Genomic DNA, 23382 nt, shown 5'->3' on the forward strand with positions numbered 1-23382 from the left:
GCCCTGCGGAACGTCTCGTCACGCGCGTGCGGTGTGAAGCGCTCGTGACAGGACCGAAACAGAGCAGACCCGGACCGGAAACCGCCCGACGGCACGCTTTTCCGACATGACAGACGGTGCACGCACGGCGACGCGAACGGGCTCACGCCCCGCCGAGGCCGCCACGCACTGCCCGTACTGCGCCTTGCAGTGCGGCATGGTGCTGCGGGCCACCCGTGACGGTGTCGAGGTCAGCGCCCGCGACTTCCCCACCAACCGCGGCGGGCTGTGCCAGAAGGGCTGGACCGCCGCCGACCTGCTCGACCACCCGGACCGGCTCACCACCCCGCTGCTGCGCGGCCGGCCCGGCGGCGAGCTGCGCCCGGCGACCTGGGACGAGGCGCTCGACCGCGTCGCCGCCGGGGTCCGGGACGTGCAGCACCGGTACGGGCCGGACGCCGTGGCGGTCTTCGGTGGCGGCGGCCTCACCAACGAGAAGGCGTACGCGCTCGGTCGCTTCGCCCGGGTGACGCTGCGGACCCGGCACATCGACTACAACGGGCGCTGGTGCATGTCGTCGGCCGCCGCGGCCGGGAACCGGGCGTTCGGGATCGACCGTGGGCTGCCGTTCCCGCTCGCCGACCTCGGCCGCGCGGACACGCTGCTGCTGGTCGGCGCGAACCCGGCCGAGACCATGCCACCGCTGATGCGGCACGTCACCGACCTGCGGGAACGCGGCGGCCGGCTGATCGTGGTCGACCCGCGTGCCACCGCGACCGCCCGCCAGGCCGACCTGCACCTGCAACCCCTGCCCGGCACCGACCTCGCGGTGGCGAACGCGCTGCTGCACATCGCGCTCACCGAGGGCTGGCTGGACCGGTCGTACGTGGCGGAGCGGACCACCGGCTTCGACGAGGTCCGGCGGACGGTGGCCGGCTACTGGCCGGCGGAGGTGGAACGGCTCTCCGGCGTGCCGGTGGCCGACCTGTACGCCACCGCCCGCGCCCTCGCCACTGTGGACCGCGCTGTCGTCCTCACCGCCCGGGGCGCCGAGCAGCACGCCAAGGGCGTCGACACGGTCACCGCCTTCATCAACCTGGCACTCGCCCTGGGCCTGCCCGGCCGCCCCGGCTCGGGTTACGGCTGCCTGACCGGGCAGGGCAACGGGCAGGGCGGGCGGGAACACGGGCAGAAGGCCGACCAGCTCCCCGGCTACCGGCGCATCGACGACCCGGCGGCCCGCGAGCACGTCGCCGGGGTGTGGGGCGTCGGACCGGACTCGCTACCCGGGCCGGGGGTGCCTGCCTACCAGCTCCTGGACGCGCTCGGCACGCCGTCCGGCGCGCGGGCGCTGCTGGTGTTCGGTTCCAATCCGGTCGTGTCCGCGCCCCGCGCCGCGCGGGTCGAGTCTCGGCTGCGCGCCCTGGATCTGCTCGTGGTGGCGGACTTCGTCCGTTCCGAGACGGCCGAGCTGGCCGACGTGGTGCTGCCGGTCGCCCAGTGGGCCGAGGAGGACGGCACGATGACCAATCTGGAGGGCCGGGTGCTGCGCCGCCGGGCGCTTCGTGAGCCACCGGCCGGGGTCCGTACCGAACTGGAGATCCTCGCCGCGCTCGCCGCACGGCTGAGCGGGGGCGGGACGCCGCTGCCGGCCGATCCGCGCGAGGTGTTCGCGGAGCTGGGCCGGGCCTCGGCCGGCGGGCCGGCCGACTACGCCGGGATCACCTGGGACCGGATCGACGCCGACACCGGCGTCTTCTGGCCCTGCCCGGACCGGGACGGCCCGGACACGCCCCGGCTGTTCGCCGACCACTTCCCCACCCCGGACGGCCGGGCCCGGTTCCATCCGGTGACCCACCGGCCGGCCGCCGAACCGGTGTGCGCCGACTACCCGCTGCACTTCACCACCGGCCGGGTGCTGGCTCAATACCAGTCCGGTGCGCAGACCCGGCGGGTGGCCGCGTTGCGCCGCGCCGCGCCGGGCGGCTTCGTCGAGCTGCACCCGGACCTGGCAGCACGGATCGGCGTGGCCGAGGGAACACCGGTACGGGTGGTCTCCCGCCGGGGTGAGTTGTGCGCACCGGCTCGGCTCAGCACCGCGATCCGGCCGGACACCGTCTTCGCGCCGTTCCACTGGCCGGGCGCGCAACGCGCCAACTCGGTCACCAACGACGCGCTCGACCCGGTCTCCGGGATGCCCGAGTTCAAGATCTGCGCGGTCCGGGTGGAGCCGGCATGAGCGAACGCATCGTCGTCGTCGGCTACGGCATGGCCGGCGCCCGGCTCGCCGCCGAGCTGCACGCACGCGGCGGAGACCGGCGGATCACCGTGCTCGGGGCGGAGCCGCACCGCGCGTACAACCGGATCATGCTCTCCACGCTGCTCGCCGGACGTATCGGCGAGCCGGACGTGGAACTGGTCGAAGCCGTCGGGCCGGGCGTCGAGGTCCGCACCGGCGCGGCCGTCACCGCCGTGGACCGGGCCGCCGGCGAGGTGGTCACCGACGACGGCGAGCGACACGGATACGACCACTTGGTGCTCGCCACCGGGAGCCGGGCCGTGGTGCCGCCGCTGCCGGGCCTCGCCCCGCTGCCCGAGCGGGTGGTCCCGTTCCGCACGCTCGGCGACTGCCGGCGGATCCTCGCCGCCGCCGAGGGCGCGCGGCGCGTGATCGTGCTCGGCGGCGGGCTGCTGGGTCTGGAGGCGGCCCGAGGGCTGGCCGCCCGGGGTCTCGACGTGACAGTGGTCCACCCGGTCGGGCACCTGATGGAACGTCAGCTCGACCCGCCGGCCGGCGCGGTACTCGCGGGCACGCTCGCCGGCCTGGGCGTCCGGTCCCGGCTCGGGGTGCCGGCCACCGCCGTGAGCGCCGGCGCCACCGGCGTCCGCCTGCACCTGGCCGACGCCGAGCCGCTCGACGCCGACCTGCTGGTGCTCTGCTGCGGGGTACGCCCCGACACCGCGCTCGCCGCGGCGGCCGGACTCGCCGTCGAGCGGGGCGTGGTGGTTGACGACCGGATGCGGACGAGCGACAGGCGGATCTCCGCGATCGGCGACTGCGCCCAGCACGACGGGACGCTGACCGGGCTCGTCGCGCCGGCCTGGGCGCAGGCCCGGGTGGTGGCCGACGTGCTGACCGGCGCGGACCCGCTGGCCCGGTACCGGCCCCGGCCGGCGGTGACCCGGCTCAAGGCGGCCGGCATCGACCTGGCCGCGATGGGCGACGTGGACGGGACCCGCGACCCGGACGGGCCGCCGGTCGAGGAGCTGACCTTCGCCGACCCGGCCCGGGGCACCTACGCCCGGCTGCGCATCCGGGACGAGCGGCTGACCGGCGCGATCCTGCTCGGCGACAACCCGGCGGTCGGCACGGTGGTGCAGTTGTTCGACAGGGGCGCGCCGGTGCCGGCGGACCGGCGTTCGCTGCTGCTCGGCCGGGCGTTCGGCGAGGCGCCGGCCGGACCGGCCGCGTCACCGGCGCTGATGCCGGACGCCGCAACGGTGTGCCGGTGCAACGACGTGAGCAAGGGCGCGCTGGTGGCGTGCTGGCGGGCAGGCGCCCGGACGGCGGCGGAGCTGTCCGTGGCGACCCGGGCCGCCACCGGCTGCGGCAGCTGCCGGGACGCGGTGGCCGGCATCGCCGCCTGGCTCGCCGAGGCGGATCCGTCCACAACCGACGAGGTACGCGAGACGGTGGAGGTGGCGTCATGACCGAGCGAATCAGCAGGCTGGTCGTGGTCGGCAACGGCATGGTGGGGCAGCGGTTCGTCGAGGCGCTGCGGGCCCGGGACACCGACGGACGGTGGCGGGTCACGGTGCTCGCCGAGGAACGTCGCCCGGCGTACGACCGGGTGCGGCTCTCGGCCGTCTTCGACGGGGTGGACGCCGGCGACCTGAACCTGCACACCCCCGACGCCGGTGTGGACCTGCGACTGGGCGAACCGGCCACCGGCGTCGACCGGGCACGGCGGGTGGTGACCACGGCGGCCGGCGAGTACCCGTACGACGCGCTGGTGCTGGCCACCGGCTCGTACGCGTTCGTGCCGCCGGTCGACGGCACCGATCTGCCAGGCGTCTTCGTCTACCGGACGCTGGACGACCTGGCCGCGATCCGGGAGCACGCCCGGGGCCGCCGCAGCGGCGCGGTGATCGGCGGCGGGCTGCTCGGGCTGGAGGCGGCGAACGCGTTGCGGCTGCTCGGGCTCACCACGAGCGTGGTCGAGTTCGCGCCCCGGCTCATGCCGGTGCAGGTGGACGAGGCGGGCGGGGCGATGCTCCGGCGGTACGTCGAGGAGCTGGGCGTCACGCCGTACCTCGGGGTGGCCACCACGGCGCTGCGCCCCGGGCCGGACGGCTCGGTCGCCGCGCTCGACCTGGCCGACGGCCGTGCGGTCGACGCGGAGCTGGTGGTGGTGGCCGCCGGGATCCGGCCACGTGACGAGCTGGCCCGCGCGGCCGGGCTGCCGCTGGGCCCGCGCGGCGGCGTGCTGGTGGACGCGTCCTGCCGGACCGCCGACGAGCGGATCTGGGCGGTCGGCGAGTGCGCGGCGGTCGACGGGGTCTGCCACGGACTCGTCGCGCCCGGGTACGCCACCGCCGAGGTGGTCGCGGACCGGCTGCTCGGCGGCGCTGCGACGTTCCCCGGCGCGGACACCGCCACGAAACTCAAGCTGCTCGGTGTGGACGTGGCGTCGTTCGGTGACGCGCACGGCGTCACCCCCGGCTGCCTCGACGTGACGTACACCGACCCGGCCACCCGCTCGTACGCGAAGCTGGTCCTCTCCGACGACGCGCGGACGCTGCTCGGCGGCGTGCTGGTCGGGGACGCCAGCGCGTACCCGGCGTTGCGGGCCAGTGTCGGCGGGCCGCTGCCCGCTCCCCCGCTGGCGTTGCTGGCGCCGGCCGGCGGCGCGGGCGCCGGTGCGGGCGCGTTGCCCGCGACCGCGCAGGTCTGCTCCTGCAACGCGGTGACCCGGGCCGACCTGGACGCGGCGATCGCCGGCGGGGCGACCGACGTGCCGGCGCTGAAGGCGTGCACCCGGGCCGGTACGAGCTGCGGTTCCTGCGTGCCCATGCTGAAGCAGTTGCTGGACGCCGCCGGGGTACGCCAGTCCACCGCGCTGTGCGAGCACTTCGACCACAGCCGGCAGGAGCTGTTCGACCTGATCCGGGTGCGGGGCATCAGCACGTTCTCCCGGCTCGTCGCCGAGCACGGGCGCGGCGGCGGGTGCGACATCTGCAAGCCGGTGGTGGCCTCGATCCTGGCCTCGCTCGGCACCGGGCACGTGCTCGACGGCGAGGCGGCGTCGCTCCAGGACACGAACGACCACTTCCTGGCCAACCTGCAACGCGACGGCAGCTACTCGGTGGTGCCCCGGATCCCCGGCGGGGAGATCACCCCGGAGAAGCTGATCGCGATCGGCGAGGTGGCGCGGGACTTCCGGTTGTACACGAAGATCACCGGCGGGCAGCGGATCGACCTGTTCGGCGCGCGGGTCGACCAGTTGCCGCAGATCTGGCGGCGGCTCGTCGACGCGGGCTTCGAGTCGGGTCACGCCTACGGCAAGGCGCTGCGCACCGTGAAGTCCTGCGTCGGCGACACCTGGTGCCGCTACGGCGTCCAGGACTCGGTCGGGCTCGCCGTCGCGCTGGAGCTGCGCTACCGGGGCCTGCGCGCGCCGCACAAGCTCAAGTCGGCGGTCTCCGGCTGCGCCCGCGAGTGCGCCGAGGCCCGGAGCAAGGACTTCGGGATCATCGCCACCGAGAGCGGCTGGAACCTGTACGTCGGCGGCAACGGCGGTTTCCGGCCCCGGCACGCCGACCTGTTCGCCACCGACCTGAGCACGGCGGAGCTGGTCACGCTCATCGACAGGTTCCTCATGTACTACATCCGCACCGCCGACCGGTTGCAGCGCACCGCCGCCTGGATCGAGGCCATGGACGGCGGCCTGGACCACCTCCGGTCGGTGCTCGTGGACGACTCGCTCGGGCTCTGCGCCGACCTCGACGCATCGATGGCCCGGCACGTCGCGAGCTACTCCGACGAGTGGCGCGACGTCCTGGAGGACCCGGACCGGCTGCGCCGCTTCACCTCGTTCGTCAACGCGCCGGACGTACCCGACCCGTCCATCACGTTCACCCAGGAACGGGGCCAGCCGGTGCCGGCCCGGGGCGCGCCCCCGGACGGCGGACACCGCCGCCAGCCCGTCGTGCTGGGCCTGCCGGAGGTACGCCGATGAGCCCCGTCGTCACGCTGGACTGGACCCCGGTCTGCCCGCTGGACCGGCTCGACCCCGGCCGGGGCGTGGCCGCGCTCGTCGACGGCGTCCAGGTGGCGGTCTTCCGCACCGCGGACGGGCTGTACGCGGTGGACAACCTCGACCCGGTCGGCGGCGCGTACGTCATGTCCCGGGGGCTGGTCGGCAGCCGGGGCGGGGTGCCCACGCTCGCCTCGCCGCTGCACAAGCAGGTCTACGACCTCACCACGGGACGGTGCCTGGACCTACCGGGCGTGACGCTGCGCCGGCATCCGGTGCGCTGCCGGGACGGCCTGGTCGAGGTGCGGTTACGGCAGGAGGAATGATGCGGGACGAGCTGGCCGGCTTCACCATCGGGGTCACCGCCGACCGGCGGCGCGACGAACTGGCCGCGCTGCTCCAGCGGCGTGGGGCGCGGGTGGTGCTCGCCCCGGCGCTACGGATCGTCCCGCTGGCCGACGACACGGACCTGCGTGAGGCCACCCGGGCCTGCCTGGAACAGCCGCCGGACGTGCTGATGGCGAACACCGGCATCGGCATGCGCGGCTGGCTGGAGGCGGCCGAGGGCTGGGGGCTGGCCGAGCCGCTGCGCAGCACGCTCGCCCGCGCCTACGTGGTGTCCCGCGGCCCGAAGGCGACCGGCGCGATCCGTGCCGCCGGGCTGCGCGAGCACTGGTCACCGGATTCGGAGAGCTGCGACGAGGTGGTCGAGCACCTGGTCCGGCGGGGGGTGGCCGGCCAGGTGGTGGCGATGCAACTGCACGGCGAGCGGCAGCCCGAGTGCGCCGACGCGCTGGTGGCGGCCGGCGCCACGGTGATCGAGGTGCCGGTGTACCGGTGGGCGCCGCCGGCCGACCCGGCGCCGCTGCACCGGCTCATCGACCTGGTGGCCGGGCGGCTCGTCGACGCCGTCACGTTCACCTCGGCCCCGGCGGCCGAGGCGCTGCTGCGGGCGGCCGGGGACCGTACCGAGACGGTGCTGGAGGCGCTGCGCGGTGACGTGCTGGCCGGGTGCGTCGGCACCGTCACCGCCGAGCCGCTGGTCCGCCGCGGGGTGCCGGTGAGCGCACCGAGCCGGGCCCGGCTGGGCGCGCTGGTCCGCACCATCGTCGAGGAACTGCCCCGGCGTACCGTCTCGGTGAAGGCGGCCGGGCACGTCCTGACGCTGCGCGGGCACGCCGCGGTGGTGGACGGCGAGCTGCGTCAGCTGGCGCCGGCGCCGATGGCGGTGCTGCGGGCACTCGCCGCGTCACCGGGGAAGGTGCTCTCCCGCACCGCGCTGCTGCGGACGCTGCCGCGCGGCGCCGACGAGCACGCGGTGGAGATGGCTGTCGCCCGCCTGCGAGCCGGGCTGAAGGCGCCCCGCGTGGTGCAGACGGTGGTCAAGCGGGGGTACCGCCTGCGGGTCGACTGACCCGCAGGCGGTCAGCCCACGGAGGCCGGGTAGCCGTGCTCGGCCTGGAGGCGGAGCATGGCGTGCTCCACCACGGTGACCAGCACCTGCTTGACCGAGTCCCGCTGACGGGCGTCGCACAGGACCATCGGCACGTCCGGGGAGATGGCGAGCGCCTCCCGGACCTCCTCCAGCTCGTAGTGCGGCGCGTCGCCGAAGCGGTTCAACGCCACGACGTACGGCAGCTTGCGGTTCTCGAAGTAGTCCAGCGGCGCGAACGCGTCGGTGATCCGGCGGGTGTCCACGAGCACCGCCGCACCCACCGCGCCCCTGATGATCTCGTCCCACATGAACCAGAAGCGGGTCTGGCCCGGTGTGCCGAACAGGTAGAGGATCAGGTCCTCGGCCATCGTGATACGGCCGAAGTCCATGGCGACCGTGGTGGTCTCCTTGCCCGGCACCTTCGACGCGTCGTCGATTCCCACGCCGGCCGCGGTCATCAGCGCCTCGGTGGTCAGCGGCTGGATCTCGGAGATCGCCCCGACGAGCGTTGTCTTACCCACGCCGAAGCCACCCGCGATCACGATCTTCGCGGAGATGATCTCCCGGCCGCGGTTCACCCCGTCGGGGTCATAGTTCGCGAAGTCCACTTAGCACCCTTCCAAGCAGGTTCATCCGCGCCGCGAAACCCGTCGCGGGAGCGGCAGTGTGTAGCGTCAGCAGGCCCTCGGCCACCATGTCGGCGACCAGCACCCGGGTGACGCCCAGCGGCATCCGGGTGTAAGCGGCGATTTCCGCAAGCGACTGCGCCCGGCCCTCACAGACCGAGGAGATGCGGTACTTGTCGTGCCCGGCGAAGCGCGCCTCGGCCGACTGCGTCGGCGTGCTCGACAGCACCGCTTCGAGCGCGATGTTCTGCAACGGCTCGGTGCGGCCCCGGGTGACCGCGTACGGCCTCACCAGCGCGCCACGTGGATCACGTCGCGGGTCCATCTCGCGATCACCTCCCCTCGTTCGGAGCCGCACCGGCTCCGGTCGTCAGCTCCCCGCTCCGATCAGGACCGGACCGCGTCCCTCGGCAGCGGGACCAGTGCCTGGCCGACCCGCTCCACCAGCAGTGCCATCTCGTAACCCACCTGGCCGACGTCGCAGCTGCGCGCCGCGAGCACGGCCATCGACGAACCGTCGCTGATGGACATCAGGAACAGGTAGCCGCTGTCCATCTCGATCACGGTCTGCAGCACCCCACCGGCGCTGAACATCCGCGCCGCGCCCTCGGTCAGGCTCACCACGCCGGAGGTGATCGCGGCGAGCTGGTCGGCCCGGTCGCCGGGCAGATCCCGCGAGGAGGCGAGCAGCAGCCCGTCCGCGGACACCGCCACCACGTGCGCGATGCCCGCAACGCTGTCGGCGAAGTTGGTGAGAAGCCACCCCATGTCCTGCATGGCCGCCGGCCTGTTCATCGGTTCGTCTCCTTGGTCGAGGTGCTGTTCAGGTCGGCGCCGGCCGTACGGCCCCGCTGGACGCCACGGTGGTAGGCGGAGAGCAGACCGCGTACCTCGTCCGGCGTGCGCCGGCTGCGGTCCCGGCCGCTCTTCGGCTCTATTCCGCCGGGCACGAGCTGGGCCTGCGGAACCCGCTTGGGCAGGCCGGAGCGGGTGGTCCCGCCGGTGGTGGGCTCCGCGGCACGGCTGGCCCGCGACCAGCCCTCGTCGGCCGCCGTACGCCAGGCCTCCGGGTCGATCGACGGCGCGGGCGCGGGCTCGGCGGCGGGTGGCGTCGGGGGCGGCGTCGCGGCCGCCGGCGGCGTGGACGGAACCTCCGGCGGGCTGTACGCGGGCGGCGTCGTCGACGTGGTCAGCCCCGACGCCTGGGCCCCCGGGGTACGGGTGGGCAGCTTCGGACGCGCCGACGCCGCGGGGGGCGCCACCGCCGGCTGTGCCGGCGCGGGCGGCTCGTCGAACGTGGGACGGGTGAAGATGGTGGTCTCGTCCTCTCCGTGCGAACGGAACCAGACCGCCTCCATCTCACGGAATATCGGCGCCTCGGCCCGCTGCTCGGGCCGGGCCACCACCGGCGTCGCCGGGGTGCTCTCCACCGCCGGCGCCGCGGCGAGCGGCTGGTAGGCCGGAGGTGCGGCCTGGGTCGCGGGTTGCGCCGACTCGACACCGGGCGTCCGCTTGGGCAGCGGGTCCAGCGCGGGGTACGCCACCGTCGGCCCGCCGGCCGACCAGCCCGCTCCGGAGACCGGAGCCGGCGCGGCGGGCGCCGCGGCCACCGGGGCGGGCGCCGCCACAGTCGGCAGCGCGCCGGTCGCCCCACCCAGCTGTACGGCGGGAGTGGTGTCGCGCGTCTCGGCGGGCGTCTGCCACCGGGACGGCGGGGCGGTGGTCGCCCCGCGCCACTGGTCGGCGAGCGTCGCGGTGGCAGCGCCCCGCCCGGCTCCGGCCAGCGCGTCACCGGCGCCGACCTGGCTGAGCGGGGACTGCTCGACGGCGAGCGGCTGACGCGGCCGGGTCAGCGGTGCCTGGCCCCGGTTGGCCGGCAGCACCACCGTCGAGTTCGGCAGCGTGACCTGGGCGACGGTGCCGCCCTCGACGTTGCGGCGCAGCTCGACGCGGATCCCGTAGCGGGACGCGAGCCGGCTGACCACGGCCAGACCCATCAGCCGGAACGCGGCCACGTCGACGGTCGGCGGCGCGGCCAGGCGCCGGTTGAGCGAGTCGAGCTGGTCGTCGCTGAGGCCCAGACCGCGGTCCTCGATCTGGATCAGCACATAGTCGCGGATCCGGCGGCCGTCGGCCACCACAGTGGTGTTCGGCGGCGAGAACCGGGTTGCGTTGTCGAGCAGCTCGGCGACCAGCCGGACGACGTCGTTGACGGCGTGCGCGGCCACCGAGATGTCGGTGTCGACGGTGCCGAACTCGATCCGGTTGTAGAGCTCGACTTCGGACTGCGCGGCGCGCAGCACGTCGACCAGGAGCGCGTCGTCGCGGCGCGGCACGGCCGAGTCGGCGCCGGCGAGCACCAGCAGGTTCTCGTCGTTGCGGCGCATCCGGGTGGCGAGGTGGTCCAGCTCGAACAGCTGCGCCAGCCGCTTCGGGTCCTCCTCGGACCGCTCGATCGCGTCCAGTTCGCCGATCATGCGGTCGACCAGGCTCTGCGAGCGGCGGGCCAGGTTGAGGAACATCGCCGAGACGCTCGTCCGCAGCGCGGCCTGTTCGGCCGCGACCCGGACCGCCTCGCGGTGGACCACGTTGAAGGCCACCGCCACCTGACCGACCTCGTCGCGGTTGCTCAGCTTGATCGGGTCCCGTACCTGCTGGACGATCTCGTCCACACCGCCGTCACCGATGGCGTTGACGTTCTGCAACCGGCTCACCGCGTCCGGCAGGTCGTGGTTGGCCACGGCGAGTGCGCCCTCGCGCAGCCGGCGCAGCGAGTCGTTGAGCGAGCGGGCCAGCACCACGGCGAGCGTCACCGCGACCGCGAGCGTGAGCAGCACGAGCAGGCTCTCCACGATCGCCTGCCGGATCACGTCGGCGCGTGCCTCGTCGGCGTCGGCCAGCATCTCGTCCAGGAGCTGGATCTCGGCCCACCGCATCAGGTCGTCGACCGCGCCGATGGCGGCCGACGCCTCGTCGCGGGTGACCAGCGCCGGACGCCCGATGGACCGGGAGACGTCGCCGGCGACCCGGTCGGCGAGCTGGACGGCGTCACCGGAGACGGTGCGGTCCACCAGGGCCCGCTGGCCCGGCGTCGCGGTCCGGGAGAAGGTGAGCAGCGCCTCCTGCTGACCGGTGAGCGTGGCCACGAAGGACGAGAACTGCTCCTCGCCGACCTGCCCGCCGTCGAGGGCGGTGAAGGCCACCGCCTGCTCCTCGGCCACCTGGGCCTTGGCGTGGGCGAACGCGGCCACCGCGCGGCGGGCGTCGGCCAGGCTGTCCGCGCCCGGCTGCTGGGCCAGCGCGTCGCTGTACGCGACCAGGTCGTCGAGCACGATGCCGTAGCGCAGGCTCGCCTCGGCCACCGGCATCTGCAGCCGGTCCAGCACTTCCTGGCGGGTGCCGTTCAACGTGGACAGGTGGGCGTCGATCACCTTGAGCTGGTTGCTGATCGCGCCGGACACGTCGCCGAGCTTGCCGCGCTCGTCCTGGTACGCCGCGATGCGCTCGTCGGTCTGGCGCACCCGCAGGTTGTACGCGTCCGGCTTCTGGTTCGGGTCGGCCAGGAAGACCGCCGCCGCCATCCGCTCCTTGTGCAGGTCCTGGGTGAGCGCCGCGATGTCGACGGACACCGCGCTCAGCGACCGGACCCGGTCCGCCTCGTACGCGCCCTCGCCGACCGAAACGAGTCGGATAGTTGCCAGTGCGATGACAGCGGCGACCGGAACGACCAGGATGAGGGCGAGCTTGGAGCGGATCCGCGCGTCGCGCAGCCTGGGCAGGCGCCGGCGCCGGTTCCGCTGTTCGGCGTTGGGGCTCCCGGGCAGGGTCGTAGGTCCGGTGCTCACGACATCGCCTCCGTCGTTTCTTCCACGCGCGACCCGCTGACCCGTGCCTGGTGCAGCGGCCAGCGCCACGCGCGGCACGGCCGCGATTTCATCAGACGAGATCCTGTTTGGGAAGCCGCAGTGAGGCAGGAAACGGTCGCGGCCGACGCATCCCGGGATCCGATCACCTAATACCTTCTTTTCTCCAACCCCCTGAACAGGGGATGTCACTCCAGAGTGGTCACGCGCATCTGTGCAGTAATTGTCAGTTAATGTTCCGTGTCCCCAGCATGTGGGATGGCTGTCCCGAAACAGCACTCGTCAGCCCGGCTTGACCACAGGCCCCGGCATTGGCAAGGTTTTGCAGGCTTCGCGCACACCGTACGGCAAACCAATCCCGTTCCTCCACTGAGGACGGACGAGCGGCGGTGATCGGGCGTCGGCCCGCGCCGCACCTGGAGGACTGAGTTGAGCCCCATCCGCTCCGCGAGCATCGCGGCGCTCGCATCGGCCGTGCTGGCCACCACGCTCACCGGCTGCGGGATCGGCGGGGAACCGCAGGACACCAGCCCGATCGTGATCGCCGCCGACCTGGAACTCTCCGGCGCGTCGGCGCCGGTCGGCAAGGTCTACCAACGGGCTCTGCAACTGAAGGTCGAGCAGTTGAACGCCTCCGGCGCACTGGGCGGCCGGAAGATCGATCTGCGGGTCAAGGACAACCGCTCGGATGCCGCGGAATCCTTGCGGAACATCAATGATTTCAGCGGTGACTCACGCGTGAGCGCGGTCATCATGGGCGGCTGCAACGAATGCGCCGTCGGCGCGGCCCGAACGATCGGCGAGAAGCGCATTCCGACGATCGCACTGGGGTCGTCCAGCGACATCACCGAGCCGGTGGCCGAGCGCCGATATGTCTTCAAGCTCGCCCCGAACGCCACCGACAGCGCCGCCGCGCTCGCCGCGGAACTGGAGCGGCGCGAGATCCGCAAGGTGGCGCTGCTGCACAGCGCCGAGGGTTACGGCCAGGAAGGGCTCGCCGCCCTGCGCCGTGAGCTGAGCAAGACCTCCGTGAAGCTGGTCGCCAACGAGTCGGTGCGGGTCACCGACACCGAGGTCGGCACGCAGATCAACGAGTTGGTCGCCCGCAAGCCGCAGGCACTGGTCCTGTGGACCACGCCGGAGCAGGCGATGCTCGCCGCCACCACGGCACGGCAGAGCAAGTTCCGCGGGTCGCTGTTCTTCGACGCCACGGCCGCCGGTGACCTCTTCCTGGGCCCCTCGGCCCGCTCCACGGACGAGGCCACGCTGATCTTCACCCAGACCATGGTGATCGACGACGTGATCGCCACCACCCCGGCCAAGGCCGCGCGACGGCAGTGGTTCCAGGACTACACCGCCCGGTTCGGCGGCTACAACGGCTTCTCCTCCTTCGCGGCGGACGCGGTCCAGCTGATCGCCGACGCCGAGCTGCAGGCCGGCGGCGAGCCGGGCAAGGTCGACCGGGACGGGCTGCGCGACGTGCTGGAGACGTCGCAGCTCGATGGGCTCTCCGGGCCGATCCGGATGACGCCGGACAACCACTCCGGGCTGATGCCGCAGGCGTTGACGACGCTGGTGGCCCGTGGTGGTCGTTGGCGGCTGGCCGGCTGATCGCTTGGTCGGTTGCGGTGGGGGTGTGGCCCCACCGCAACCGGCTCCGGGCGGTCAAGCTTGATCCCTGCGCCGGTTGCGGTGGGGCCAAACCTGTCGTGGGCCGCCGGCACCCGCGGGTTGAGGTTTCCTTCTGGGTGCTCGGTCGACGTCGGGTTTTCGTCTCGGGGTGTCAGCGGGCTGAGGTGGTGGCCTTCACCCAGGGCAGGGCCAGGCGCTCGACCAGGCTCAGTGCGGCGTAGAGCACGATGCTCATCAGCGCCACCAGCACGATCGCCGCCCACGCGGTAGCGGTGTCGCCGACGCCGTTGTACTGGAGGATCTGGTAACCCAGGCCCGGGCGGTCCGAGTAGAACTCCCCGATCACCGCGCCGATCGCGGCGAGCGGCATGGCCACCTTGAGACCGACGAAGATCTGCGGCAGCGCCGCCGGGAAGCGCACCTTGCGGAACGACTGCCACCACGAGGCGTTGAGTGACCGGCCCAGCTCCGCCAGGTCCGCCGGGGTGGTGGTCAGTCCGGTCGCGGTGGAGAGCACGATCGGGAAGAAGCAGAGCAGGAACACCATGGTCAGGATCGGCTTCTGCCCCCAGCCCACGGCTACCACGAGCAGCGGCCCGAACGCGATCTTCGGGACCGCGTTCACCGCCACCAGCAGCGGCGCGAACATCCGTTCCACCCGGCTGGAGGCGGCCAGTGCCATCCCGATCAGCACCCCGGCCACCGACGAGAGCAGGAAGCCGAACACCGTCATCCAGGTGGTGATGCCCAGCGCGGGCAGCAGCACCTCGGTGGTGCCGGCGAGGGACTTCCCCACCGCCTGCGGCGGGGGCAGCGCGGCCGGGTGCACCAGGTTCAGGCCCGAGGTGACCAGCCACCAGGCCGCCACCGCGATCACCAGGCCGAGCGCCGGCAGCCCGACCGCCGCCGGGCGTACGGCGATCCCGCGCCGGACCGCCGGGCGCGGCGGCGCCTCCGGCCGGGCCTCGGTCGACTGTGTCAACGTGTCCTCCTCTCTGCGCCGGTCGGTGTGACCGGCACGCGAAGGGGGTGCGCCCCACCGGGGTGTCCGGCGGGTCGCACCCCCGTTGGCCCGAGCGGGCCGGTCAGGCCTTCGGCGCGAGGTTGAAGTCGATGATCTGGTCCGGGGTGAGGTTCTGCTTCAGCGCACCGGCGCCCTGCAGCAGCGCGATGCTCTTGGCCACCCGGCCACTGTCCAGCGTGCCGATCGCGGTGCCGGAGTTGCTCGACCGCACGTACGCGGCCATCAGCTGAAGCTCGGCGGACGCCGCGGCCGGGACGGCGGCCGGCACGTTCTTCTTCAGGATCTCGGCCGCCTCGTCCGGGTGGGCCAGCGAGTACTCCAGGCCCTTGAGCAGCGCGGCGGTGAACTTCTTCACCATCTCCGGCTTCTCCTTGGCGATCTTCGACGAGGTGATCAGCGCGTTGCCGTAGAGGTCCTGCATCACGTTGCTGTACGGCAGGACGACCGGCTTCTTCTTGGTCACCGTCTCCACCGTCGGCTGGCCGACGACGAACTGGCCGATGCCGTCCACCGAGCCCGAGCCGAGCATGCCGATCAGGCCCTGCGCCTCACCGTTGACCCAGGTCACCTTGCTGCCGTCGATGCCGGCGAGCCGCGCGTACGTCGGGAAGAGGTTGCGCACGACGGACGTCGGGGTGTCGGCGAGCTTCTTGCCCTCGAGGTCCTTCGGGGTGGCGATGTTCTTGCCCTCGACCGTGACGATCGCGGCCATGGTGCGCTGCTGAATTGCGGCCACCGCCACGAAGTCCTTCGCCTGGCCGTTGCCGAGCTGGAGGATGCCACCGGTCAGGTCGATCGGGCCGAAGTCGGCCTGGCCGCCGGTGATGGTCTGGATCACGGAGCCGGTGCCCTGACCGGGCTTGATGTCGACGTCGAAACCGGCCTCCTTGAAGAAGCCCTTGTCCTTCGCCACCCAGGCGTAGGAGTCACGCCCGAAGTTGCCGAACGAGGTGAGGTACGTCACCTTCTCCAGCGCCGCGCCGTTGCCGCCGCCGCTCTCGGACTTGTCCGAGTCGCTGCTGCAGCCGCCCACCAGGGCGAGGGCGGTGGCCAGAGCCGCGGCGGCGACCGTGCGGGTCAGCCTTCTCATCAGTGCACCATGTCCTTTCCGACCAGGACTTCTTCGCCGGTCGGGTCGTGGGTCCGACGGGGTCGGCACGTGGGTTCGGCCGACTGGACCGTCGTGAGGGGACTCTTCGCGCGCAACAGCGTACGAGAAGCCAGATGACCTGCCGCCGCCGTCCCGGTTGCGGAACGGAAACGAAGTTGCGTGACGGAAAGCGGACTGACGTCCACCCCGGACGGTGCTATAAGCACGGTCGGCTACGCTAGCCCGGCTCGCATTCGGACGACGTGGAAGGGAGCCGGCGGAAGATGATCCGACTGTCCGGGGTGTCCCGCACCTTCGACGGCCGTTCGGGGCGGGTGGAGGCGTTGCGCGGCATCGACCTCGACGTCGCCGAAGGCGAGTTCGTCGCCGTCCTCGGCCGGTCCGGCTGCGGCAAGTCCACGCTGCTGCGCATGATCGCCGGCCTGCTCCCGGTCACCGGCGGTGAGATCACCGTGGGCGGTACGCCGATCACGAAGCCCCGCCGCGACGTGGCGATGCTGTTCCAGCGGCCGGCGCTGCTGCCCTGGCGCTCGGTGCTGGACAACGTGCTGCTGCCGGTGGAGATCTTCGGCTGGCGCCGCGCCGAGCACCGCGACCGGGCCCGCCAGTTGCTGGAGATGGCCGGGCTGGGCGGCTTCGAGAAGCGCCTCCCGCACGAGCTGTCCGGCGGCATGCAGCAACGCGTCTCGCTGTGCCGGTCGCTGGTCGGCTCGCCCCGGGTGATGCTCATGGACGAGCCGTTCTCCGCGCTCGACGCGCTCACCCGCGAGGAACTCTCCGGCGAGCTCCAGCGCGTGCACATGGAGACGAAGGCGACGATCGTCTTCGTCACCCACTCGATCGACGAGGCGGTGCTGCTCGCCGACCGGGTCGTCGTGCTCAGCCCGCGCCCCGGGCGCATCCGCGAGGTGGTCGAGGTGAACGTCCCCCGGCCGCGCACGCTGGGCCGCCACGAACACCTGGAAGACGTCGCGCGGATCAGTGCCGAGCTGCACGAACTGCTGATGGAGCGGGACGCCCCCGGCGTACCCGTCGGAGGCCGGTGACCATGCGGGTCTCGGTGTTCACCGAACCCCACCGCGGTGCGGACTACGACGACCAGCTCCGGTTCGCCCGGCTGGTCGAGGAGACCGGCTTCGAGGGCTTCTTCCGGGCCGACCACTACCGGGCCATGGGGGACGAGCCGGCGCTGCCCGGCCCCACCGACGCCTGGCTGACGCTCGCCGCGCTCGCCCGGGAGACCTCCCGGATCCGGCTCGGCACGCTCGTCACGTCCGCCACGTTCCGGCTCCCCGGGCCGCTCGCCGTCATGGTCGCCCAGGTCGACCGGATGAGCGGCGGCCGGGTCGAGCTGGGCATCGGCGCCGGATGGTACGAGCGCGAGCACACCGCGTACGGCATCCCGTTCCCGCCGGTGAGCGAGCGCTTCGACCGGCTCGCCGAGCAGCTGGAGATCGTCACCGGCCTGTGGCGCACCCCGGCCGACGAGACGTACAGCTTCACCGGTGAGCACTACCGGCTGGTCGACGCGCCCGCGCTGCCCAAGCCGGTGCAGCAGCCCGGCCCGCCGGTGATCGTCGGCGGCCGGGGACCGAAGCGCACCCCCGAGCTGGCCGCCCGCTACGCCGACGAGTTCAACATGCCGTTCAAGAGCGTGGCCGAAACCGCCGCCGCGTACGAGCGGGTGCGCGAGGCGTGCGATCGCGCCGGGCGGGACGCCTCCGGCCGCGCGCCGCTGACGCTCTCCGCCGGCATCGTGGTGGCGATCGGACGCACCGACGCCGAGGCGCAGCGCCGGGCCGCGCCGCTGCACGTCACCAGCGCGCTGCCGCCGGAGGACCCGGTGGTCGGCTCCCCCGCCCAGCTGGTCGACCGGATCGGCGAGTTCGCCGCGATCGGGGCCACCCGGGTGCACCTGCGCCTGATCGACTTCGACGACCTCGACCACGTGGAGCTCATCGCCGCCGAGGTGCTCCCCCGACTGGACGGACCACGATGACCGAACTCTCCGCCGACCTCGAACTCGGCCCGGTGGGCCAGGAGATCGTGTACGAGAACGACCGCGTACGCGTCTGGCACATCCGGCTGGAGCCGGGTGAGCGGCAGCCGCTGCACCGCCACGACCACCCGTACCTGGTGGTGGCGATCCAGGGCGCGAAGAACGTGGTGCAGACGATCGACGGGACCACCATCGACGCCGACGAGCCGACCGGCGGCGTGGTCTACCGCGACCCGGGCGCGGTGCACATGCTCACCAACGTCGGCGACACCACCTACCTCGCGCGCCTGGTCGAGCTGAAGTAGCCACACCGGCAGGTTCGCCGCGCCGCGCGGCGGCAAGGTGGCGATCGGGGGCACCGGGCCGTAACGTGCCCGACATGGCCTTTCGGACGTGGGGCAGGCTGCTGCTCACGGCGCTCGGGGTGAGCGTACTGGCCGGGGCCGGCCAGTTGGGGATCGCGTACGGCTTCGGAGTCGTACGCCTCGACGGCGCGTTCGTGGACGTCTCGGTCAACCGGTGGCCCGCCCAGCTCGTCTGGGTGGGCTGGTTCGCCGCTGTCGCCACGGTCGCCGGAGCCGTCCTCACCGAGCGCTTCGCCCGCCGCGACGACAGTCCCGGCGGCACCACCGAACTGCTCTCCATCGCCGGCGTCAGCGCGCTGGGCGCGATGGTGGTCGCCCCGCTGTGCATGCAACCGGCCCGCGCGGCCGAGCTGGGCGGATCCGTCGACCCGGTCTGGGCCGCCGGCATCTGCGCCGCCCTCGGCGCGGTGGTCGGGGCGGGCGCGGCGATCGCCGTCCTGCTCAAGCCGCCGTTCGGCTGGGGCGTGGCGATCACCGCCGGCATCGTCTGGCTGCTGGCGCTGCTCTCCGTCGCACCCACGATCGTCGCCAACCGCCCGCTCGCCACGGTACGGCTCGGCGTCCTCGAACCCTCCTGGCTCGATCCGGAGGCGGCCCAACGCCTGTCCATGCTGCTGCTGCCGGTGCTCGCTCTGCTGGCCGGCGGCGCGGTCGGCGTACTCGCGCGCCGGGCCGAGTGGCCGCCGCTCATCGGCGGTGCGGCCGGGGCGGCCGGTCCGGTGCTCGTCGCGTTCGCCTACCTGACCGCCGGTCCCGGCTCGGCGACCGACCGCTACCAGGTCGCGCCCTACTACGGCGCGCTGATCGCCGTGATCGCCGGCGCGCTCGGCTCGACCGCCACCACAGTGCTGCCCCGCCCGGTCACCGCCACCGGTGACCCCGACGCGGTCGAGGCCACCGACATCCTCGCCCCGCTGCCGCACTCGTCCACTCCAGGCGTCCCGGCCGCCCCGTCCGTGCCTCCGGTGACGAGCGGCGCCGCCGCGCCCGCGCACTGGAACTGGCCGGAGCCCGGCGGCTCGGCCACGGCGACGGCTCCGGCCGGTACCGATCTGCCCGCCACCGGCCGGCCGGCCCTCGCGGATCTGCCCGCCTTCGAACAGCCGGCAGTTGCGGAACGGCCGGTGGGTGAGCGCTCGGCCGTCACCGACACGGGCCACGGCCAGCCCATGCCGGGCCTGCTGCCCCCGGGCCGCCGGACCTCGGCCATCGACGTCCTCGCCGCGGGCCGCCCCGACCCGGTCCCGGTCCCGGTCGACCCGGCCGTCGCCGGTTCCGAAGCCGCCGATGGAGCGTCCGGGCAGGCGACCGGCATCCCGACGGACAGCGAGGCCGCCTCCGGCACCGGCTCGGCTCCCGGCACGGCCGATGCCACACCGGAGCCGGAAGCGGCGGCCACTACGCCACGGGTGACCCGGCCGCGTCGTACCCGCGCCGGCCGGTCCAGCGGGACGACCGACGGGCCGGTGTCACCCGCCGACGGCACGGCAGACACCTCCCCGAGCACCGGCGCGGGCACGTCACCGGCCACCGGCGGCACCGCCGACAGCCACGTTCCCGGCCCGCGTACGGACAGCGGCGCCCTCACCGGACCGGTCACGGCCGACCCGGACAGCGACACCCCCGCCGCGCCACCGGCCGAAGCCCTCGGAGACACCGGCGCGACGGGCCGCGCCACCCGCCCCCGGCGTACCCGCGCGCCGAAGGCCCCGCGCGCCACCGGCCCGGCCTCCCCCGGCTCCACCCCGGCCGACACCGCGCCGACGACACCGAGCGGCCGGCCCGACGCCGCGCCGACGACGCCGAGCGGGGGAGCCGACGCCGAGCCGACAAGCACCGGCGCCGAGGCCGCGCCGACGACGCCCGGCGGGCGGACCCGGCCCGACCCGGACACCACGAACGCCGCCCCGGTTCCCCAGGCCACGGACCCGCACCGGGAGGACACGGGCACCGGCTCGAACGAGGTCGCACCGGCCGGGCGTACCGGACGCAACTTCTTCTTCGACGACCCGGCGCCGGTCCCGTCGACCCGGCCCCGGTTCCCGATGTTCGAGGACGTGACCGGAACGCCCGGCGAGGTACGCCCGGCCTGGCCGATCACTCCGGCGGGCCGCCCGCGCCGCGCGACCACCGAACCTGAGACACCGGCCCGGGACGGCGCGGAGACGACCGCCCCGGCCGAGCCGGCGCCGCGTCCCCGCCACCGGGGTCTGCCCGAGCCGGGCGCGAGCACCGGATGGGACGCGCTCGCCACGAACGCCCGCCCGGCAGGGCCGCTCGCCCGGCCCGAGGCGGGGAAGCCTGTCGCCCGGCCCGAGGCGGCGACCGCCGCACCGGGCGAGGCGGAATCCGCACTGCCGGACACCACCGCCGCACTGCCGGAGGCCACGGAGACGGACTCCCGGCGCGGGCGGCACGCCGGACCGGACGACGCCGACGCGTCCGGCGGGAAGTCGAAGCCCCGGCGCGGCCTGTTCCGGCGCAACCGGGCCAAGGACGAGCCGGAGCCGGCCGAGCGGACGGCCGAGCCGACCACCGCTGCCGACGACGAGTACGTGGACTGGGTGGCCGGTCTCGCCTCGGACGACAACGCCGACGACGCCCGCTCGCTGCGGACCGGACGGCACCACCGCGACTGAACGACGGCCGGGGCGGACCGGGTCGAAACGGCCCGCCCCGGCCCCGCTCACGCCAGCGGCAGGTAGACCCGCGATCCGGAGGCGACGAACTCCTCGGACTTGCCGCGCATGCCCCGCGCCGCGTAGTCCTTCAGCTCCTGGGTGATCTTCATGGAGCAGAACTTCGGCCCGCACATCGAGCAGAAGTGCGCCGTCTTCGCGGGCTCGGCGGGCAGCGTCGCGTCGTGGTACGCCCGCGCGGTCTCCGGGTCGAGCGCCAGGTTGAACTGGTCTTCCCAGCGGAACTCGAACCGGGCCTTCGACAGCGCGTCGTCCCACGCCTGCGCGCCCGGGTGCCCCTTGGCCAGGTCGGCCGCATGCGCCGCGATCTTGTACGCGATCACGCCCGCCTTCACGTCGTCGCGGTCGGGCAGCCCGAGGTGCTCCTTCGGGGTGACGTAGCAGAGCATCGCGGTGCCGAACATGCCGATCATCGCCGCGCCGATCGCGGAGGTGATGTGGTCGTACGCGGGCGCGACGTCGGTGGTCAGCGGCCCGAGCGTGTAGAACGGCGCCTCGTGGCACCACTCCTGCTGGAGGTCCACGTTCTCCTTGATCTTGTGCATCGGCACGTGCCCGGGGCCCTCGATCATCACCTGCACGTCGTACTCCCAGGCGATCTTCGTCAGCTCACCGAGCGTGCGCAGCTCGGCGAACTGCGCCTCGTCGTTGGCATCCGCGATGGAACCGGGGCGCAGGCCGTCACCGAGGGAGAACGTCACGTCGTACTTCGCGAGCAGCGAACACAGCTCCCGGAAGTTCGTGTAGAGGAAGTTCTCCTCGTGGTGTGCCAGGCACCAGGCCGCCATGATCGAGCCGCCCCGGGACACGATCCCGGTGACCCGGTCCACCGCCAGCGGCACGTACGGCAGCAGCACCCCGGCGTGCACGGTCATGTAGTCGACGCCCTGCTCCGCCTGCTCGATGACCGTCTCCCGGAACACCTCCCAGCTCAGCTTCACCGGGTCGCCGCCGACCTTCTCCAGCGCCTGGTAGATCGGCACCGTGCCGATCGGCACCGGAGCGTTCCGCACGATCGCCTCGCGGGTCTCGTGGATGCGCTTGCCGGTGGACAGGTCCATCACGGTGTCCGCGCCCCACCGGGTGGCCCAGGTCAGCTTCTCCACCTCCTCGGCCACCGACGAGGTGACGGCCGAGGTGCCGATGTTGGCGTTGACCTTCACCAGGAACGCCTTGCCGATGACGGCCGGCTCGCACTCCGGGTGGTTCACGTTCAGCGGCAGCACGGCCCGGCCGGCCGCGATCTCGTCCCGCACGAACTCCGGCGACACCGACTCGCGGATCGCCACGAACTCCATCTCCGGCGTGACGATTCCGGCCCGGGCGTACGCGAGCTGGGTCGGACGGGTTCCGGCCAGCGGCGTGCCGGCACCGCGCACCGGAGCCACGTCGCCGCGCTCGGCGATCCACGGCCCGCGCAGTGCGGGCAGCCCCACCTCCGGGTCGGAGCCGGGACCGGAGGTGTCGTAGAGCCGTACCGGCGGGTTGTCCCCGGTCAGCGGCACCTCGGCGAACGGCACCCGGATGTCCGGGCGTGACCCTTCCACGTACACCTTGCGACGTGCCTGCATGACAGCCTCCCTGTCGCTCATGCGGACCAGCCGAAGTGGTCCAGCGGGCCGCGTCCCGCGCCCAGCTCCCAGGTCCGCGCGCCGGTCAGCGCGCGGGTGACGTACTCCTTGGCGGCGGCCACCGCGACCGGCACCGCGTCGCCCGCGGCGAGCCGGACCGCGACGGCGGCCGAGAACGAACAGCCGGTGCCGTGGTTGTGCCGGGTGTCCACCCGGGGCGCGCGCAGCAGGCGGGTCGTCCCGCCGCCGGCGAGCACGTCGACCGACTCGCCGTCGGCGTCCACGTCGCCGCCGGTCACCACCACGAACGCCGGTCCGCGCGCCGCCAGCGCCTCGGCCGCCGCGACCATCTCCTCGACGGTGCCCACCGGGCCTCCGGTGAGGGCCGCGGCCTCCGCGCAGTTCGGTGTCGCCACTTCCGCGTACGGCAGCAGCCGCTCGACCGCCTCCACCACGCCGAGCCGGTGCCCGCTCGTGGCGACCAGCACCGGGTCGACGACCAGGTGCGGCAGGCGCCCGGCCCCTGCCGCCTCGGCCACCGCATCGGCGACCGCCGGGGTGCCGAGCATCCCGGTCTTCACGGCGCGCACGTCGAAGTCGCCGAGCACGCTGTCCATCTGGTCGCGCACCGATTGCGGCGGCAGCGGCAGGACGGCGTCCACGCCCCTGGTGCTCTGCGCGGTGACTGCGGTGAGGACTGTCGTGCCGTACGCCCCGAGCGCGGCGAACGTCTTGAGGTCGGCCTGGATGCCCGCTCCCGCTCCGGAGTCGGAGCCGGCGATGCTGAGAACTGTTTTCGGCGTCACTGCTTTCCTTCACCG

18 protein-coding genes are annotated in these 23382 nt (G+C 73.6%); 10 read left to right on the plus strand and 8 right to left on the minus strand.

The window, feature by feature from the left end:
- Window positions 1-196: 196 nt before the first annotated feature.
- Genes O7546_RS24955 through O7546_RS24975 form a run of 5 tightly spaced genes read left to right on the plus strand, consistent with a single transcriptional unit; the run spans window position 197 to window position 7650 of the window.
- The gene (locus O7546_RS24955) at window positions 197-2218 is read left to right on the plus strand and encodes a molybdopterin oxidoreductase family protein (protein ID WP_281601184.1); all 2022 of its coding nucleotides are present in this window, start codon (window positions 197-199) and stop codon (window positions 2216-2218) included.
- Entirely contained in the window at window positions 2215-3690 is a 1476-nt protein-coding gene (locus tag O7546_RS24960; RefSeq protein WP_281600095.1) for an FAD-dependent oxidoreductase, read from the plus strand. Before O7546_RS24955 ends, O7546_RS24960 begins: the two co-directional genes overlap by 4 nt.
- Window positions 3687-6218, plus strand: a complete 2532-nt coding sequence (gene nirB, locus O7546_RS24965; protein WP_194801403.1) for a nitrite reductase large subunit NirB — start codon at window positions 3687-3689, stop codon at window positions 6216-6218. The genes O7546_RS24960 and nirB overlap by 4 nt, the downstream gene beginning before the upstream one ends.
- The gene (nirD, locus tag O7546_RS24970) at window positions 6215-6562 is read left to right on the plus strand and encodes a nitrite reductase small subunit NirD (protein ID WP_194801404.1); all 348 of its coding nucleotides are present in this window, start codon (window positions 6215-6217) and stop codon (window positions 6560-6562) included. Before nirB ends, nirD begins: the two co-directional genes overlap by 4 nt.
- A complete protein-coding gene (locus O7546_RS24975) occupies window positions 6562-7650 on the plus strand; it encodes a uroporphyrinogen-III synthase (RefSeq protein ID WP_194801405.1) in 1089 nt (362 codons plus the stop codon). The genes nirD and O7546_RS24975 overlap by 1 nt, the downstream gene beginning before the upstream one ends.
- Window positions 7651-7661: 11 nt before the next feature.
- Here the strand turns inward: O7546_RS24975 and O7546_RS24980 are convergent, their stop codons facing one another.
- The 4 genes from O7546_RS24980 to O7546_RS24995 form a co-directional block, all read right to left on the minus strand.
- Window positions 7662-8279: an ATP/GTP-binding protein gene (locus tag O7546_RS24980; protein ID WP_013288586.1), complete on the minus strand. Its 618-nt coding sequence runs from the start codon at window positions 8277-8279 to the stop codon at window positions 7662-7664.
- Entirely contained in the window at window positions 8260-8622 is a 363-nt protein-coding gene (locus O7546_RS24985) for a DUF742 domain-containing protein (protein ID WP_013288587.1), read from the minus strand. Before O7546_RS24985 ends, O7546_RS24980 begins: the two co-directional genes overlap by 20 nt.
- 62 nt (window positions 8623-8684) lie before the next feature.
- Complete coding sequence (locus O7546_RS24990; protein WP_013288588.1) at window positions 8685-9092, minus strand: roadblock/LC7 domain-containing protein; 408 nt, start codon at window positions 9090-9092, stop codon at window positions 8685-8687.
- Complete coding sequence (locus O7546_RS24995) at window positions 9089-12142, minus strand: nitrate- and nitrite sensing domain-containing protein (protein ID WP_194801406.1); 3054 nt, start codon at window positions 12140-12142, stop codon at window positions 9089-9091. The genes O7546_RS24990 and O7546_RS24995 overlap by 4 nt, the downstream gene beginning before the upstream one ends.
- Window positions 12143-12589: 447 nt before the next feature.
- Between O7546_RS24995 and O7546_RS25000 the strand changes: the two genes are divergently transcribed.
- On the plus strand, window positions 12590-13771 hold the full coding sequence (locus tag O7546_RS25000) for an ABC transporter substrate-binding protein (RefSeq protein ID WP_194801407.1): 1182 nt from the start codon (window positions 12590-12592) through the stop codon (window positions 13769-13771).
- A gap of 172 nt (window positions 13772-13943) precedes the next feature.
- Here the strand turns inward: O7546_RS25000 and O7546_RS25005 are convergent, their stop codons facing one another.
- Together O7546_RS25005 and O7546_RS25010 are read right to left on the minus strand one after the other, a co-directional pair.
- Entirely contained in the window at window positions 13944-14714 is a 771-nt protein-coding gene (locus O7546_RS25005; protein ID WP_269698162.1) for an ABC transporter permease, read from the minus strand.
- A gap of 163 nt (window positions 14715-14877) precedes the next feature.
- Window positions 14878-15906, minus strand: coding sequence for an ABC transporter substrate-binding protein (locus tag O7546_RS25010; protein ID WP_194801409.1), 1029 nt, complete (start codon window positions 15904-15906; stop codon window positions 14878-14880).
- Between the two features lie 284 nt (window positions 15907-16190).
- On the opposite strand from O7546_RS25010, the gene O7546_RS25015 reads away from it, so the two are divergent.
- The 4 genes from O7546_RS25015 to O7546_RS25030 all read left to right on the plus strand — a co-directional run bounded on the left by O7546_RS25015 (window position 16191) and on the right by O7546_RS25030 (window position 20930).
- Window positions 16191-16973: an ABC transporter ATP-binding protein gene (locus tag O7546_RS25015; protein WP_194801410.1), complete on the plus strand. Its 783-nt coding sequence runs from the start codon at window positions 16191-16193 to the stop codon at window positions 16971-16973.
- Between the two features lie 2 nt (window positions 16974-16975).
- The gene (locus O7546_RS25020) at window positions 16976-17926 is read left to right on the plus strand and encodes an LLM class F420-dependent oxidoreductase (protein WP_194801537.1); all 951 of its coding nucleotides are present in this window, start codon (window positions 16976-16978) and stop codon (window positions 17924-17926) included.
- Complete coding sequence (locus tag O7546_RS25025) at window positions 17923-18231, plus strand: cupin (RefSeq protein ID WP_013288595.1); 309 nt, start codon at window positions 17923-17925, stop codon at window positions 18229-18231. The genes O7546_RS25020 and O7546_RS25025 overlap by 4 nt, the downstream gene beginning before the upstream one ends.
- Before the next feature lie 74 nt (window positions 18232-18305).
- Window positions 18306-20930 carry a hypothetical protein gene (locus O7546_RS25030; RefSeq protein WP_281600096.1) on the plus strand — a complete coding sequence of 875 codons (2625 nt, stop codon included), beginning with the start codon at window positions 18306-18308 and terminating at the stop codon, window positions 20928-20930.
- A gap of 47 nt (window positions 20931-20977) precedes the next feature.
- On the opposite strand, the gene thiC is transcribed toward O7546_RS25030, so the two are convergent.
- Entirely contained in the window at window positions 20978-22561 is a 1584-nt protein-coding gene (gene thiC / locus O7546_RS25035) for a phosphomethylpyrimidine synthase ThiC (RefSeq protein ID WP_269697658.1), read from the minus strand.
- Window positions 22562-22578: 17 nt separating this feature from the next.
- Window positions 22579-23367 carry a bifunctional hydroxymethylpyrimidine kinase/phosphomethylpyrimidine kinase gene (thiD, locus tag O7546_RS25040; protein WP_194801413.1) on the minus strand — a complete coding sequence of 263 codons (789 nt, stop codon included), beginning with the start codon at window positions 23365-23367 and terminating at the stop codon, window positions 22579-22581.
- Window positions 23368-23382 lie beyond the last annotated feature (15 nt).

It is taken from the genome of Micromonospora sp. WMMA1976, from assembly GCF_027497335.1.
GTDB classification, from domain to species: Bacteria; Actinomycetota; Actinomycetes; order Mycobacteriales; family Micromonosporaceae; genus Micromonospora; species Micromonospora aurantiaca.

Coding starts and splice junctions, on each gene's coding strand:
- O7546_RS24955 (WP_281601184.1), top strand. CDS start 197: ATGGTGCTGCGGGCCACCCGTGACGGTGTCGAGGTCAGCGCCCGCGAC.
- O7546_RS24960 (WP_281600095.1), top strand. CDS start 2,215: ATGAGCGAACGCATCGTCGTCGTCGGCTACGGCATGGCCGGCGCCCGG.
- nirB (WP_194801403.1), top strand. CDS start 3,687: ATGACCGAGCGAATCAGCAGGCTGGTCGTGGTCGGCAACGGCATGGTG.
- nirD (WP_194801404.1), top strand. CDS start 6,215: ATGAGCCCCGTCGTCACGCTGGACTGGACCCCGGTCTGCCCGCTGGAC.
- O7546_RS24975 (WP_194801405.1), top strand. CDS start 6,562: ATGCGGGACGAGCTGGCCGGCTTCACCATCGGGGTCACCGCCGACCGG.
- O7546_RS24985 (WP_013288587.1), bottom strand. CDS start 8,622: ATGGACCCGCGACGTGATCCACGTGGCGCGCTGGTGAGGCCGTACGCG.
- O7546_RS24990 (WP_013288588.1), bottom strand. CDS start 9,092: ATGAACAGGCCGGCGGCCATGCAGGACATGGGGTGGCTTCTCACCAAC.
- O7546_RS25010 (WP_194801409.1), bottom strand. CDS start 15,906: ATGAGAAGGCTGACCCGCACGGTCGCCGCCGCGGCTCTGGCCACCGCC.
- O7546_RS25015 (WP_194801410.1), top strand. CDS start 16,191: ATGATCCGACTGTCCGGGGTGTCCCGCACCTTCGACGGCCGTTCGGGG.
- O7546_RS25020 (WP_194801537.1), top strand. CDS start 16,976: ATGCGGGTCTCGGTGTTCACCGAACCCCACCGCGGTGCGGACTACGAC.
- O7546_RS25025 (WP_013288595.1), top strand. CDS start 17,923: ATGACCGAACTCTCCGCCGACCTCGAACTCGGCCCGGTGGGCCAGGAG.
- O7546_RS25030 (WP_281600096.1), top strand. CDS start 18,306: ATGGCCTTTCGGACGTGGGGCAGGCTGCTGCTCACGGCGCTCGGGGTG.
- thiC (WP_269697658.1), bottom strand. CDS start 22,561: ATGCAGGCACGTCGCAAGGTGTACGTGGAAGGGTCACGCCCGGACATC.